The 14,921-nt window shown below is 52.7% G+C and carries 12 protein-coding genes; 4 read left to right on the top strand and 8 right to left on the bottom strand.

Going from position 1 to position 14,921, the window contains the following annotated elements:
- Positions 1 to 211 precede the first annotated feature (211 nt).
- From ihfB to WM95_RS08565, 6 genes are all read right to left on the bottom strand, one after another.
- The gene (gene ihfB / locus WM95_RS08590; RefSeq protein ID WP_008499965.1) at positions 212 to 499 is read right to left on the bottom strand and encodes an integration host factor subunit beta; all 288 of its coding nucleotides are present in this window, start codon (positions 497 to 499) and stop codon (positions 212 to 214) included.
- A gap of 170 nt (positions 500 to 669) precedes the next feature.
- On the bottom strand, positions 670 to 2,343 hold the full coding sequence (rpsA, locus tag WM95_RS08585; RefSeq protein ID WP_008499966.1) for a 30S ribosomal protein S1: 1,674 nt from the start codon (positions 2,341 to 2,343) through the stop codon (positions 670 to 672).
- Positions 2,344 to 2,454: 111 nt separating this feature from the next.
- Positions 2,455 to 3,138 (bottom strand): (d)CMP kinase, encoded by a 684-nt coding sequence (cmk, locus tag WM95_RS08580; protein ID WP_013097305.1) that lies wholly within the window; start codon positions 3,136 to 3,138, stop codon positions 2,455 to 2,457.
- A gap of 185 nt (positions 3,139 to 3,323) precedes the next feature.
- Entirely contained in the window at positions 3,324 to 4,607 is a 1,284-nt protein-coding gene (gene aroA, locus WM95_RS08575; protein WP_063408041.1) for a 3-phosphoshikimate 1-carboxyvinyltransferase, read from the bottom strand.
- Positions 4,608 to 4,676: 69 nt separating this feature from the next.
- Positions 4,677 to 5,765 (bottom strand): 3-phosphoserine/phosphohydroxythreonine transaminase, encoded by a 1,089-nt coding sequence (serC, locus tag WM95_RS08570; protein ID WP_029739497.1) that lies wholly within the window; start codon positions 5,763 to 5,765, stop codon positions 4,677 to 4,679.
- Between the two features lie 162 nt (positions 5,766 to 5,927).
- Positions 5,928 to 6,620, bottom strand: coding sequence for a DUF421 domain-containing protein (locus WM95_RS08565; protein WP_063408042.1), 693 nt, complete (start codon positions 6,618 to 6,620; stop codon positions 5,928 to 5,930).
- 127 nt (positions 6,621 to 6,747) lie between these two features.
- Between WM95_RS08565 and ycaO the strand changes: the two genes are divergently transcribed.
- From ycaO to pflA, 4 genes are all read left to right on the top strand, one after another.
- A complete protein-coding gene (ycaO, locus tag WM95_RS08560) occupies positions 6,748 to 8,508 on the top strand; it encodes a 30S ribosomal protein S12 methylthiotransferase accessory factor YcaO (RefSeq protein ID WP_161495989.1) in 1,761 nt (586 codons plus the stop codon).
- A 406-nt stretch (positions 8,509 to 8,914) separates the two neighbouring features.
- Positions 8,915 to 9,772, top strand: a complete 858-nt coding sequence (gene focA / locus WM95_RS08555; protein WP_008499974.1) for a formate transporter FocA — start codon at positions 8,915 to 8,917, stop codon at positions 9,770 to 9,772.
- A gap of 51 nt (positions 9,773 to 9,823) precedes the next feature.
- Positions 9,824 to 12,106, top strand: a complete 2,283-nt coding sequence (gene pflB, locus WM95_RS08550; protein ID WP_023332542.1) for a formate C-acetyltransferase — start codon at positions 9,824 to 9,826, stop codon at positions 12,104 to 12,106.
- Between the two features lie 204 nt (positions 12,107 to 12,310).
- Positions 12,311 to 13,051, top strand: coding sequence for a pyruvate formate lyase 1-activating protein (gene pflA / locus WM95_RS08545; protein WP_023310991.1), 741 nt, complete (start codon positions 12,311 to 12,313; stop codon positions 13,049 to 13,051).
- Between the two features lie 36 nt (positions 13,052 to 13,087).
- Here pflA and WM95_RS08540 read toward each other — a convergent pair whose 3' ends face one another.
- Both WM95_RS08540 and WM95_RS08535 read right to left on the bottom strand, forming a co-directional pair.
- Positions 13,088 to 13,609: an anti-virulence regulator CigR family protein gene (locus tag WM95_RS08540; RefSeq protein WP_023310990.1), complete on the bottom strand. Its 522-nt coding sequence runs from the start codon at positions 13,607 to 13,609 to the stop codon at positions 13,088 to 13,090.
- A gap of 123 nt (positions 13,610 to 13,732) precedes the next feature.
- On the bottom strand, positions 13,733 to 14,881 hold the full coding sequence (locus WM95_RS08535) for an MFS transporter (protein WP_063408044.1): 1,149 nt from the start codon (positions 14,879 to 14,881) through the stop codon (positions 13,733 to 13,735).
- Positions 14,882 to 14,921: the final 40 nt, after the last annotated feature.

Genomic DNA, 14,921 nt, shown 5'->3' with positions numbered 1-14,921 from the left:
ACCTCCCTGTTTCAGAGGAGCAGTATCTAATCAGGCAGAGCGAATTGTCAGATGGGAAAACTACGTTTTACAGCGCGCGCTGTGCTGTTTTTATCGGTTTGCAGAAAACAAAACGGAAAAATGCGGGGCACCTTCAGAAGGAAAGCGACAGAGACAAAAAAAGCACCCGCAGGTGCTTTCTTTCGAACCCAGTTTAACCGGCTGGCTAAACTCAGTTGCCGTAAATATTGGCGCGATCGCGCAGTTCTTTACCCGGCTTAAAGTGTGGAACGTACTTGCCTTCCAGCTCGACTTTATCGCCAGTTTTCGGGTTACGCCCGGTACGTGGAGCACGATAGTGCAGAGAAAAACTACCGAAACCGCGGATTTCAATGCGCTCGCCCTGGGCAAGAGTGGAGGCCATATGCTCCAGCATCTCTTTTACGGCATCTTCCACTGCCTTGGCAGGGATATGCGGTTGCTGACTGGCAAGTCTTTCAATCAATTCTGACTTGGTCATGATTCCTCCGGTTCCTTTCAAACCAATTAGCTGAACAGCTCATTAAACAAGGGCGGCCGTAGCCGCCCTTTGTTATTGATTACAGGACGAATCCTGCAATCTGTCAAGTTTGCTCCTCATCCTTCACGCTGTAAATGCGTTACAGCGCAAATGATGCTGAGAACCTGATATTACTCGCCTTTAGCTGCTTTGAAAGCTTCAGCCATTGCGTTGTTAGAGAAGTTTGCATCTTCCTGTTTGTTAACAGTTGCGATTGCATCTTTCTCATCAGCTTCGTCTTTAGCACGAACAGACAGGCTGATTGCACGGTTCTTACGGTCAACACCGGTGAACTTAGCTTCAACGTCGTCGCCTACGTTCAGAACCAGAGTGGCATCTTCAACGCGGTCACGTGAAGCTTCAGAAGCGCGCAGGTAACCTTCAACACCGTCAGCCAGTTCTACGGTTGCGCCTTTAGCGTCAACTGCAGTCACTTTACCGTTTACGATTGCGCCTTTCTTGTTCAGTGCAACCCAGTTGTTGAACGGATCTTCTGCGAGCTGTTTAACGCCCAGGGAGATACGCTCACGCTCTGCGTCAACCTGCAGAACAACTGCAGCGATTTCGTCGCCTTTTTTGTATTCACGAACTGCTTCTTCGCCTGCAACGTTCCAGGAGATGTCAGACAGGTGAACCAGGCCATCGATGCCGCCGTCCAGGCCGATGAAGATACCGAAGTCAGTGATAGACTTGATTTTACCTTCAACACGGTCGCCCTTGTTGTGGGTTTCCGCGAATTGCTGCCATGGGTTGTTTTTGCACTGTTTCAGGCCCAGGGAGATACGACGACGTTCTTCGTCGATATCCAGAACCATCACTTCCACTACATCACCAACGTTAACAACTTTGGATGGGTGGATGTTTTTGTTGGTCCAGTCCATTTCGGAAACGTGCACCAGACCTTCAACGCCTTCTTCGATTTCAACGAAGCAGCCGTAGTCAGTCAGGTTGGTTACGCGACCAGTCAGTTTAGTACCTTCTGGGTAACGCTTAGCGATAGCTACCCATGGATCTTCGCCCAGCTGTTTCAGGCCGAGGGATACACGAGTACGCTCGCGGTCAAACTTCAGCACTTTAACAGTGATTTCGTCGCCCACGTTCACGATTTCGCTTGGGTGCTTAACGCGTTTCCACGCCATGTCGGTGATGTGCAGCAGGCCATCAACGCCGCCCAGGTCAACGAATGCGCCGTAGTCAGTGAGGTTCTTAACGATACCTTTGACTTCCATGCCTTCCTGCAGGTTTTCCAGCAGCTGATCGCGTTCTGCGCTGTTTTCGGATTCGATAACGGCACGACGGGAAACAACAACGTTGTTACGCTTCTGGTCCAGCTTGATTACTTTGAACTCAAGCTCTTTGCCTTCCAGGTGCAGAGTGTCACGAACTGGACGAACGTCTACCAGAGAACCTGGCAGGAACGCACGAATACCATTCAGCTCAACAGTGAAGCCACCTTTAACTTTGCCGTTGATAACACCGACCACAGTTTCAGCTTCTTCGTAAGCTTTTTCCAGCGTGATCCATGCTTCGTGACGTTTAGCTTTCTCACGAGAAAGCAGGGTTTCACCGAAGCCGTCTTCTACTGCGTCCAGAGCAACGTCAACTTCGTCACCAACCTGGATTTCCAGCTCGCCCTGGGCGTTTTTGAACTGCTCTGCCGGAATGGCGGACTCAGATTTCAGACCGGCGTCAACCAGTACTACGTCTTTGTCGATAGCAACAACAACACCGCGAACGATGGAACCCGGGCGGGTTTCGATTTCTTTTAAGGATTCTTCAAACAGTTGAGCAAAAGATTCAGTCATGTTTAATCTTCAGGTTAATATTAACGTCCACCTGGCTCCGTGCCGGATGGGGTTGTTTCACATACCCGCCGTCAATCCATTGCAGCGGGGGTACTGCTAAATCGGTCGCGATTACGCGAGTGCCAGTTTTTGGCGCGCATATTGTAGCGCTTTTTCAATCACTTGCTCAATAGTTAAACTGGTTGAATCCAGAACTAATGCATCTTCTGCAGGAACAAGTGGGGCGACGGCGCGGTTACGATCGCGGTCATCGCGCTCTTTTATCTCGGATAAAAGGCGATCAAAGTTAACACTAAACCCCTTTTCCTGCAACTGAAGCATGCGGCGTTGAGCACGTTCTTCCGAAGAGGCGTCAAGGAAAATTTTCACTGGCGCATCAGGGAATACCACCGTTCCCATATCGCGTCCGTCAGCGATCAGCCCCGGGGCTTCACGGAACGCGCGCTGACGACGTAACAGCGCCTCGCGAACGCGAGGGAACGCCGCAACCTGAGAGGCCGCATTAGCCACTTCCTGCGTACGGATTTCGCCGCTCACGTCTTCCCCTTCAAGGATGACTTCCAGGTTGCCATCGGTCGATACGAAACGCACATCCAGATGCGCAGCCAGCGGAACCAGCGCTTCTTCAGACGCGACATCCACATGGTGATGCAGCGCGGCCAGCGCCAGTACGCGATAGATTGCTCCCGAATCTAAAAGATGCCATTGCAATGCTTCCGCCATCGCTTTGCACAGAGTACCTTTCCCTGCGCCACTCGGCCCATCAATGGTGATTACCGGGGCAACTGCCGTCATCTTTTTCTCCTTAAATAAGGCATACCGTTTACATGAACGCCGCGCATTATACGCGCCAACGTGCGCAACTGTTACCTTTGCGTGCAAATTACGGAATGATTGAAGCAGAGTGTAGAAGAAATGAGCGGAGGTGTTCGTAATGAAGCGTAAGGAAATGCCGCATCGGGCGATGCGGCAATACGTTATCAGGCCAGCGTGCTAATGCGTGCCAGCTGTTCGAAGTAGTCCGGGAAGGTTTTAGCCGTACATTTCGGGTCAAGGATGGTCACAGGCGTGTCTGACAACGCCACCAGCGAGAAGCACATCGCCATGCGGTGATCGTTGTAGGTGCCGATTTCCGCAAACTGCAGTTTTGCCGGAGGGGTCACGCGAATGTAGTCTTCGCCCTCTTCCACCTCGGCACCGACTTTTCGCAGCTCGGTCGCCATCGCGAACAGGCGGTCCGTCTCTTTTACGCGCCAGTTGTAGATGTTACGCAGCGTGGTAGTGCCTTTGGCAAACAGCGCCGCCGTGGCAATGGTCATCGCCGCATCCGGGATATGGTTCATGTCCATGTCGATGGCGTTCAGCTCGCCGTGAGTACAGGAGATGAAGTCATCGCCCCAGGTGACAATGGCGCCCATTTTTTCCAGTACGTCCGCAAAACGGATGTCGCCCTGCACGCTGTTACGGCCAATACCGGTCACTTTTACCGTGCCGCCTTTAATCGCACCCGCGGCCAGGAAGTAGGACGCGGATGACGCATCCCCTTCAACCAGGTAGTTGCCCGGAGACTGGTACTGCTGCGCCCCGCGCAACACGAAGCGCTGATAGGACTGGTTTTCCACCTCAACGCCGAAGGTTTTCATCAGGTGCAGCGTGATATCAATGTACGGTTTGGAGACCAGCTCACCTTTAATTGTGATAACCGTATCCTGCGGTGCCAGCGGCGCGGTCATCAGCAGTGCCGTCAGGAACTGGCTGGAGACGCTGCCGTCCACCTCGACGTGACCGCCGGTAAAACCGCCGCGCAGACGCAGTGGCGGATAGTTTTCCTGCTCAAGATACTCAACCTGCGCGCCGCCCTGACGCAAAGCATCCACAAGGTGACCAATCGGACGCTCTTTCATGCGCGGCTCGCCGGTCAGCACAATGTTGTTGCTACCCAGGCACAGGGCCGCCGCCAGCGGGCGCATCGCGGTACCCGCGTTGCCCAAAAACAGCTCAAGCTCTTCGCCCGAGCGCAGCGCGCCGCCGTTGCCGGTCACTTCGCAACGGGTACGATCGTCGGAGAGAGTGTAATGAATGCCCAACGCTTTCAGCGCATTGAGCATATGGCGCACGTCATCGCTGTCCAGCAGGTTTGTGAGGACGGTGGTGCCGTTTGCCAGAGCTGCCAGCAGCAGAGCGCGGTTCGAGACACTTTTTGAACCAGGCAGATTAATGGTGCCATCTACCCGCGCGATAGGTTGTAACGTCAGGGATTCCATGAAAACTAAACTCTCAACTCAACATAATAAAAACCCCGCAGGGACGCTGCGGGGGTGAAAAACAGCAAATTAACCGTGACGACGTTCGAAGTCGATCATGAAATCCGTCAGGGCTTTAACGCCTTCCAGCGGCATCGCGTTATAGATGGAGGCACGCATGCCGCCAACGACACGGTGACCTTTGAGCGCATGCAGGCCTGCCGCGAAGGACTCTTCCAGGAACACTTTGTCCAGGCTGCTGTCCGCCAGCTGGAACGGCACGTTCATGCGGGAACGGTTAGCTTTCGCCACATCGTTGCGGTAGAAATCGCTCTTGTCGATCACGCCATACAGGAGTTCAGCTTTCTGCTGATTGACCTTGTCCATCTGCGCCACGCCGCCGTTTTGCTTCAGCCATTTGAAGACCAGGCCGGAGAGATACCAGGCAAACGTTGGTGGGGTATTGAACATCGAATCGTTATCGTTCAGCACGGTGTAATCGAGAATCGACGGGCAGGATTTATGCGCTTTACCCAGCAGGTCCTCACGCACGACGACGATAGTCAAACCGGCCGGGCCGATATTTTTCTGCGCGCCCGCATAGATAACGCCGTAGCGGCTGACATCAATTGGCGCAGACAGAATGGTGGAGGAGAAGTCGGCGGCAACCACGACATCGCTGCCGAAGTTTGGCGTCTCGTCGATGGCAATCCCGTCAATGGTTTCGTTCGGGCAGTAGTGCAGATACGCTGCGTTATCGGAAAGCTGCCACTCGCTCATTGGCTTCACGGCGCGCAGACCGTCAACGGTTACTTTGGCGTCGATAACATTCGGCGTGCAGTATTTATGCGCTTCTTTAACGGCGCTTGCTGCCCAGTAACCCGCGTCAACGTAGTCAGCCGTCGTTTTGTCACCGAGGATATTCAGCGGAACGCCCGCAAACTGGCCGCGCCCACCGCCGTGACAGAACAATACTTTGTAGTTCGAGGGAATATTCAGCAGATCGCGAAAATCCTTTTCTGCCTCTTCCGCCACCTGAATAAACTCTTTACCACGGTGGCTGATTTCCATCACCGACGTACCGAGACCGTTCCAGTCACAGAGTTCCTGTTGAGCCTGTTTAAGCACGTCTGCCGGTAACATTGCCGGACCTGAACTGAAATTAAAGACTTGAGCCATTTCCCCTCACCACGCTAAAAGCCATAAGTTATAACTGTGGATATCGGTTTTATCATTCAGTGACACGCGCCGCAATGTCTAAAACTTATGACCCGTGAAATGTGCCCCGCGTCACACAAAACAATCTGCCGCCTCGCTAAGACAAAACCGACAAAATGGCTGTCAGGTAATGCGTTTGGCCCGGCTAACCTTCGTCCATTCCGGATTTGCACAGCGGGGGCATAATTGGCGATCCCCCGGCTGCATCGCGACAACATGGCTACATTGTACGCAAGCATACTCGCCTGATTCCGGTACCGTTCTGAAACGCTCAATGAGCATATCCGGCAGGATACACAGTCCCGGCTTCACCTCGTCGTCAGAATAGTAATAGACGCTGATCTGCCCGTTGGTTTCCATGATCGCCAGACGCACCTGCCCGAGCTGTTCAACGCTGTTCAGGCGAAGCTCCATAAAGAACTCAAACTCGGTCATATTGGCGCTTTGTACATTTTCCCAGGCCAGCTGTCCGTCCTCGACGATAACGACCGGCTTCCCTTCAAGCAGATCTTCCAGCTTTTCGCTTTTCGACATCAGCCACATGACAAGACGGTAAAGTAGCGCCAGTGAGACAAAAACGATAAACACCGGCACCATCGGCACATCGTCATAAAAGGCGACGTCCCCCGCCGCCGAGCCCAGCGTCAGGATGATCAACACCTCAAAGAGCGACATCTGCCGCACGCCGCGGCGGCCGGTGATTTTAAGAAACAGGAAGACGAGGACGAAGGTATACAGGCTACGCAGCGCCACTTCGCCCAGAAATTCAGGAGGAACTTTATCAAACGCCATCCGCTGGAGATCAAATGCTTTCATTTTTCTATGCCTTAACAGTCAGTTACTGCCACTAAGCATAGTCCAGCCTTTTATTTTCGCCGAAGATAGCACCCGTCACGCAAAACCCGTATCATTGCGCGCTTTACGTACGATAAAAGTGAACGCCATGACTCAAACGTTTATCCCCGGCAAAGACGCCGCTCTGGAAGATTCCATCGCTCGCTTCCAGCAGAAACTGACCGACCTGGGTTTTAACATCGAAGAAGCCTCCTGGCTCAATCCGGTGCCTCATGTCTGGTCCGTGCATATTCGCGATAAAGACTGTGCCCTGTGCTTTACCAACGGTAAAGGCGCGACAAAAAAAGCGGCACTGGCCTCTGCGCTGGGTGAGTATTTTGAGCGTCTGTCCACCAACTATTTCTTCGCTGACTTCTGGCTGGGCGAAACCATCGCTAACGGCCCGTTCGTTCACTATCCAAATGAAAAATGGTTCCCGCTGACCGAAGATGACGAGCTGCCGGAAGGTATTCTCGACGCGCGCCTGCGTGCTTTCTACGATCCGGAAAACGAACTGACCGCCAGCATGCTGATCGATCTGCAGTCTGGCAATGAAGACCGTGGGATCTGCGCCCTGCCGTTCACCCGTCAGTCTGACGAGCAGACCGTGTATATTCCGATGAACATCGTCGGCAACCTGTATGTGTCCAACGGTATGTCCGCCGGTAACACCCGCAATGAAGCGCGCGTGCAGGGTTTGTCTGAAGTCTTTGAACGCCACATTAAAAACCGCATCATCGCTGAATCCATCAGCCTGCCTGAAATTCCGGCAGACGTGCTGGCGCGCTACCCGGGCGTAGTGGAGTCCATCGCTAAGCTCGAAGCAGAAGGTTTCCCAATCTTTGCCTATGACGGCTCGCTGGGCGGCAAGTATCCGGTTATCTGCGTGGTGCTGTTTAACCCGGCCAACGGCACCTGCTTCGCCTCATTCGGGGCGCACCCTGACTTCGGCGTGGCGCTGGAGCGTACCGTTACCGAGCTGCTGCAGGGCCGTAGCCTGAAAGATCTCGACGTCTTCACTCCGCCAACGTTTGACGATGAAGAAGTGGCCGAGCATACCAACCTTGAAACCCACTTCATTGACTCCAGCGGTTTAATTTCCTGGGATATGTTCAAGCAGGACGCCGACTATCCGTTCGTGGACTGGAGCTTTGCCGGTACCACGGAAGAAGAGTTCGCCACGCTGATGGCTATCTTCGACGCGGAAGATCAGGAAGTCTACATTGCCGACTACGAACATCTTGGCGTCTACGCGTGCCGCATTATCGTTCCGGGCATGTCCGACATCTACCCGGCTGAAGATCTGTGGCTGGCGAACAACAGCATGGGTGCCCATCTGCGCGAAACGCTGCTGGCTCTGCCGGGCAGCGAGTGGGAGAAAGAAGATTATCTGAACCTGATCGCCCAACTGGACGAAGAAGGCCACGATGACTTCACCCGCGTACGCGAACTGCTGGGTCTGGCGACCGGTAAAGACAACGGCTGGTATACCCTGCGCATCGGTGAGCTGAAAGCGATGCTGGCCCTGGCGGGTGGCGATTTGGATCAGGCCCTGGCCTGGACCGAGTGGACCATGGAATTCAACCAGTCTGTCTTCTCTGCCGAACGCACCAATTATTACCGCTGCCTGCAAACCCTGTTGCTGCTGGCCCAGGAAGAGGACCGCGAGCCGCTGCAATACCTGAATGCTTTCGTGCGTATGTACGGAGCTGAGGCCGTAGAAGCAGCCAGCGCGGCCCTGAGCGGCGAAGCGCCGTTCTATGGCCTGCAGGCTGTTGATAGCGATCTGAAAGCCTTCCCGGCGCATCAATCGCTGCTGAAGGCCTACGAAAAGCTGCAGAAAGCAAAAGCCGCTTACTGGTTAAAATAAGCGCACATAACATTACCAGCAGTAGGCGTATTCAATCGTCTGGGCTATATTACGGGGCAATTTCATTGCCCCGTTTTTTATTTTCTTCGGCAATGACTGTTGATTGTAATAATAAAGTTAAACATGGGTAAATATAATAATATTTACCTGGGCTTTACTGTTACTTTTTATGGTAAATACTCCATATTAATTAACTGCGTCAGGGGTGGCCGAACGAAAAAATTCAACTCTTTTCATAACTTTTAAAATTTATTTTTATACGGATAATCAATTACTTACTCCGCATTTGTTGTAAAACCATACACACTGCGGGCCTATAAGCCAGGCGAGATATGATCTATATCAATTTCTCTTCTATAATGCTTTGTTAGTATCTCGTCGCCGACTTAATAAAGAGAGAGTTAGTGTGAAAGCTGACAACCCTTTTGATCTTTTACTCCCTGCTGCGATGGCCAAAGTTGCCGAAGAAGCGGGTGTCTATAAAGCAACGAAACACCCGATGAAGACGTTCTATCTGGCGATCACGGCTGGTGTGTTCATCTCTATCGCTTTCGTCTTCTACATCACCGCCACCACCGGTACTGCCGGAATGCCTTTCGGCATGGCCAAACTGATTGGCGGCATTTGCTTCTCACTGGGTCTGATTCTCTGCGTCATCTGCGGCGCCGACCTCTTCACCTCAACGGTGCTGATTGTCGTGGCAAAGGCCAGCGGAAGAATTACCTGGGGTCAGCTGGCACGTAACTGGCTTAACGTCTACGTGGGTAACCTGGTTGGCTGTCTGCTCTTTGTTTTGTTGATGTGGCTTTCTGGCGAGTACATGACCGCCAACGGTGGCTGGGGCCTTAACGTCCTGCAAACCGCCGACCACAAAATGCACCACACATTTATCGAAGCCGTTGCTCTCGGCATCCTCGCTAACCTGATGGTCTGCCTGGCTGTATGGATGAGCTACTCGGGTCGTAGCCTGATGGACAAAGCCTTAATTATGGTTCTGCCGGTTGCGATGTTTGTTGCCAGCGGCTTTGAGCACAGTATCGCGAATATGTTCATGATCCCAATGGGCATTGTCATCCGCGACTTTGCGAGCCCGGAGTTCTGGACCGCAGTTGGTTCATCCCCGGAAAGTTTCTCTCACCTGACTATTATGAATTTCATTACTGATAACCTGATCCCTGTCACTATCGGGAACATTATCGGTGGGGGTCTGTTAGTTGGGTTGACATACTGGGTCATTTACCTGCGTGGCGACGATCATCATTGATGGTTTTCTCAGGCAGTAAATAAAAAATCCACTTAAGAAGGTAGGTGTTACATGTCCGAGCTTAATGAAAAGTTAGCCACAGCCTGGGAAGGTTTTGCGAAAGGTGACTGGCAGAATGAAGTAAACGTACGTGACTTCATTCAGAAAAACTATACCCCGTATGAAGGTGACGAATCCTTCCTGGCTGGCGCAACTGACGCGACCACCAAGCTGTGGGACAGCGTAATGGAAGGCGTTAAACTGGAAAACCGCACTCACGCGCCAGTTGATTTTGACACCTCCGTTGCTTCCACCATCACTTCTCACGATGCTGGCTACATCAACAAAGCCCTTGAGAAAATCGTTGGTCTGCAGACTGAAGCACCACTGAAACGCGCAATCATCCCGTTCGGTGGTATCAAAATGGTTGAAGGTTCCTGCAAAGCGTATAACCGCGAGCTGGATCCAATGCTGAAAAAAATCTTCACCGAATACCGCAAAACCCACAACCAGGGTGTATTCGATGTTTACACCAAAGACATTCTGAACTGCCGTAAATCTGGCGTTCTGACTGGTCTGCCAGATGCGTATGGCCGTGGCCGTATCATCGGTGACTACCGTCGCGTTGCGCTGTACGGTATCGACTTCCTGATGAAAGACAAGTACGCGCAGTTTGTTTCCCTGCAGTCTGACCTGGAAAATGGCGTAAACCTGGAAGCGACTATCCGTCTGCGTGAAGAAATCGCTGAACAGCACCGCGCGCTGGGTCAGATCAAAGAGATGGCGGCGAAATATGGCTGCGATATCTCTGGTCCTGCTACCAACGCTCAGGAAGCTATCCAGTGGACCTACTTCGGCTACCTGGCCGCAGTTAAGTCTCAGAACGGTGCAGCAATGTCCTTCGGTCGCGTATCCACCTTCCTGGATGCCTACATCGAACGTGACCTGAAAGCAGGCAAAATCACCGAGCAAGACGCTCAGGAAATGATTGACCACCTGGTCATGAAACTGCGTATGGTTCGCTTCCTGCGTACCCCTGAATACGATGAGCTGTTCTCCGGTGACCCAATCTGGGCAACTGAATCCATCGGCGGTATGGGCGTTGACGGCCGTACTCTGGTAACCAAAAACAGCTTCCGCTTCCTGAACACCCTGTACACCATGGGTCCTTCTCCGGAGCCGAACATCACCGTTCTGTGGTCTGAAAAACTGCCTCTGAACTTCAAGAAATTCGCGGCTAAAGTGTCCATCGATACCTCTTCTCTGCAGTACGAGAACGATGACCTGATGCGTCCGGACTTCAACAACGACGATTACGCTATCGCTTGCTGCGTAAGCCCAATGGTTGTTGGTAAACAAATGCAGTTCTTCGGTGCGCGTGCAAACCTGGCGAAAACCATGCTGTACGCAATCAACGGCGGCGTTGATGAAAAACTGAAAATGCAGGTTGGTCCTAAATCTGAGCCGATCAAAGGCGATGTGCTGAACTATGACGAAGTCATGGAGCGCATGGACCACTTCATGGACTGGCTGGCTAAACAGTACGTCACTGCGCTGAACGTTATCCACTACATGCACGACAAGTACAGCTACGAAGCCTCTCTGATGGCGCTGCACGACCGTGACGTTATCCGCACCATGGCGTGTGGTATCGCAGGTCTGTCCGTTGCTGCTGACTCCCTGTCTGCAATCAAATATGCGAAAGTTAAACCAATTCGTGACGAAGACGGCCTGGCTGTAGACTTCGAAATCGAAGGTGAATATCCGCAGTTTGGTAACAACGACTCTCGCGTTGATGACATGGCGGTTGACCTGGTAGAACGTTTCATGAAGAAAATTCAGAAACTGACTACTTACCGTAACGCTATCCCGACTCAGTCTGTTCTGACCATCACCTCTAACGTTGTGTATGGTAAGAAAACCGGTAACACCCCAGACGGTCGTCGTGCTGGCGCGCCATTCGGCCCAGGTGCTAACCCAATGCACGGTCGTGACCAGAAAGGTGCGGTTGCCTCTCTGACCTCCGTGGCTAAACTGCCGTTTGCTTACGCGAAAGATGGTATCTCTTACACCTTCTCTATCGTGCCAAACGCGCTGGGTAAAGACGACGAAGTGCGTAAAACTAACCTCGCGGGTCTGATGGATGGTTACTTCCACCACGAAGCGTCCATCGAAGGTGGTCAGCACCTGAACGTGAACGTCATGAACCGTGAAATGCTGCTCGACGCGATGGAACACCCTGAGAAATATCCTCAGCTGACCATCCGCGTATCTGGCTACGCAGTACGTTTTAACTCCCTGACTAAAGAACAGCAGCAGGACGTTATCACCCGTACTTTCACTCAGTCCATGTAAGTGGAATTGACTGAAATCACGCGTTAAAAAGCGTACAATAAAGGCTCCACGTCAGTGGGGCCTTTTTAGCACCCTCTCCACCTCAGTCTCTTTTGTCCGCTATCTATACTCTATGGATATCAGCCAAAACAGACTTCAACACAGCCGGCTTTGAGCTGTGCATACTCAGGCCCCGGACGGGCCGATGCTGGAGATATCACCGCAATGTCAATTATTGGTCGCATTCACTCCTTTGAATCCTGTGGCACCGTCGATGGCCCGGGTATCCGCTTCATCACCTTTTTCCAGGGCTGCCTGATGCGCTGCCTGTACTGCCATAACCGTGACACCTGGGATACGCACGGCGGTAAAGAAGTGACCGTTGAAGACTTGATGAAAGAGGTGGTGACCTACCGCCACTTTATGAACGCGTCCGGCGGCGGCGTCACCGCATCCGGCGGTGAAGCGATTCTGCAGGCTGAATTTGTCCGCGACTGGTTCCGCGCCTGCCATAAAGAAGGCATTCATACCTGCCTCGACACTAACGGCTTCGTACGCCGTTACGATCCGGTTATCGACGAGCTGCTTGAAGTGACCGATCTGGTGATGCTCGATCTCAAACAGATGAACGATGAGATCCACCAGAACCTTGTTGGTGTCTCAAACCACCGCACGCTGGAATTTGCCAAATACATTGCCGATAAAGGCATCAAAACCTGGATCCGCTACGTGGTGGTTCCCGGCTGGTCAGATGATGACGACTCCGCGCACCGACTGGGGGAATTTACCCGCGACATGGGCAACGTCGAGAAAATCGAGCTTCTGCCCTATCACGAGCTGGGTAAACATAAATGGGTGGCGATGGGCGAAGAGTACAAACTTGATGGCGTGAAGCCGCCGAAAAAAGAGACGATGGAACGCGTCAAAGGTATTCTTGAACAGTACGGCCACAAGGTGATGTATTAAAGAAAAGGCCCGGTGAGAACCGGGCCTTTTTATATTCTATTTAAAGACGCCGTTAATAACGGACGTCACGATGGCTGTACTCAGCGCAATTAAGACCAGGTCGTCTCCGACCACACGCCATTCATAGCCAGGGTAGGAAGGAAGCTGGCCAAGCATTGAGGCCGGCACGGTTTTCTTCGCAATCCCCGGAGGCAACGGCTTACCGCGCGCCAGGTTTTTCGCGATACCCGGAGGCAGAGAGTCATAGCCCGTTAAGCCATAATTCAGCGCCAGGTGGCGGGCATGATCGAAGCTCACGCGAGCGTCGACATCGTTACCGACATCTTTACTGCTTTTAAAACTTTTATCCGATTTTCCAGGGTTATCCTGACCGTTATTTTGCTTATTGCCATGGTTACCAGAATTCCCGTTACCATGATTACCGCCATTACCTTGTCCGCCACCGTTTCCGTGACCACCGCCATTCCCGTTTCCAGGATTAGCCATGACCGGAGCCGTTGCAAACGTTAAAGACAACACTACGGCAAGTGCGGTAGTGGAAAAACGACGAATAGACATGATTGCTGCCTTATAGTGGTAGGACTCACATGAATTATCGCCTGGCGTAATAAACAAACAATAAGTAAAACTCTTAGTTGTGATGGGGACAAAAAAGCCTGTCATCGACAGGCTTTTATTTAATCAGGCATGTGCCACAGGCGTAGGATGTTCGCCTGCTTTGCGCAGCAGCATCAAGAGATAAATAAACGACACGCTGGCGATCATGATAAACAATAAATTATCGGAATAATTCTGCATCAGCATCGCGGTAAACGTCGGCCCTAATAAACTGCCGATGGTATAGCTCAGTAACAGCGCCTGGTTCATTGCCACCAGCTGGTGATGTTCAACTTTCTCACAGGCCCAGGCCATCGCGACCGGATAGAGCGTAAAGCCGGCGGCCCCGAGAATAAACAGCGCAGGCGCCATCGCGGCGTTGCTGAGCATCGCAAGGCATCCCATAATCACCACAAAGACCTGAACGCGCAGGACCAGCAGACGGCCGAAACGATCCGCCAGTCGGCCAATCGGCCACTGCCCGACGATCCCCGCACTCACCATCACCGCCATCCAGAAACCAATTCCGGAATCGCTGACGCCCTGATGATTCAGATAGAGCGGCATCAGGCCGTAGAGCGAGCCCAGTACAATCCCCGAGATAATGCAGCCGTTAACGCCCAGACGCGCATGACGAAGTCTCAGCATCGGCCAGACGTGGGTCGCTTCCTGATGCTCGCTGTTCTGGTTCACAATGCGCGTGAAGAGCAGCGGCAGGATCGCGGCCAGCACCATGCCCGTTACCCACGGCAGAACGCTCATCAGATCGGTTGGCAGCTTGCTGACCATCAGTTGCCCCAGCACGGTGCCGACGTAGTAAACCATCATATAGGCCGCCAGCAGGCGTCCACGGTTGCGGGAGGTGCCGCTGCACATCAGCGCACTTTCAACCACCACCCAAATCATCGCGCAGCCTACGCCAGCGATAAAGCGCCATGCCATCCAGCTCCAGAAGCCGACCATCAGGCCCAGCCCTGCACACCCGGCGGCGAAAATCAGCGAAGCCAGATAATAGCTGCGATTAAAGCCAAAGCGCTTAATCAGGCTCCCGGTCATTAGCGTACCCACCAGGTTCCCGGTAAAAAAGGACGAGCTGACCATACCCACCTGCCAGGTCGGTAAGTTTTCATGGGCGAGCCATAGCGGGACGAGCGTATTTAACACTGCGATCGCCAGGGTCAACAGAAGCAGGCCACAGAGCAACAGAAGCACTGGCCGGGTATAGGTGGTCATGGATTAAAAACCGTGAGGAAGTTCAGATTTCGTGCGCATC

Origin of the sequence: Enterobacter cloacae complex sp. ECNIH7, from assembly GCF_002208095.1 — a bacterium.
GTDB lineage: Bacteria > Pseudomonadota > Gammaproteobacteria > Enterobacterales > Enterobacteriaceae > Enterobacter > Enterobacter cloacae_M.
Note: the sequence above shows the minus strand (reverse complement) of the source record. Positions and strands in the feature narration are given on the sequence as shown.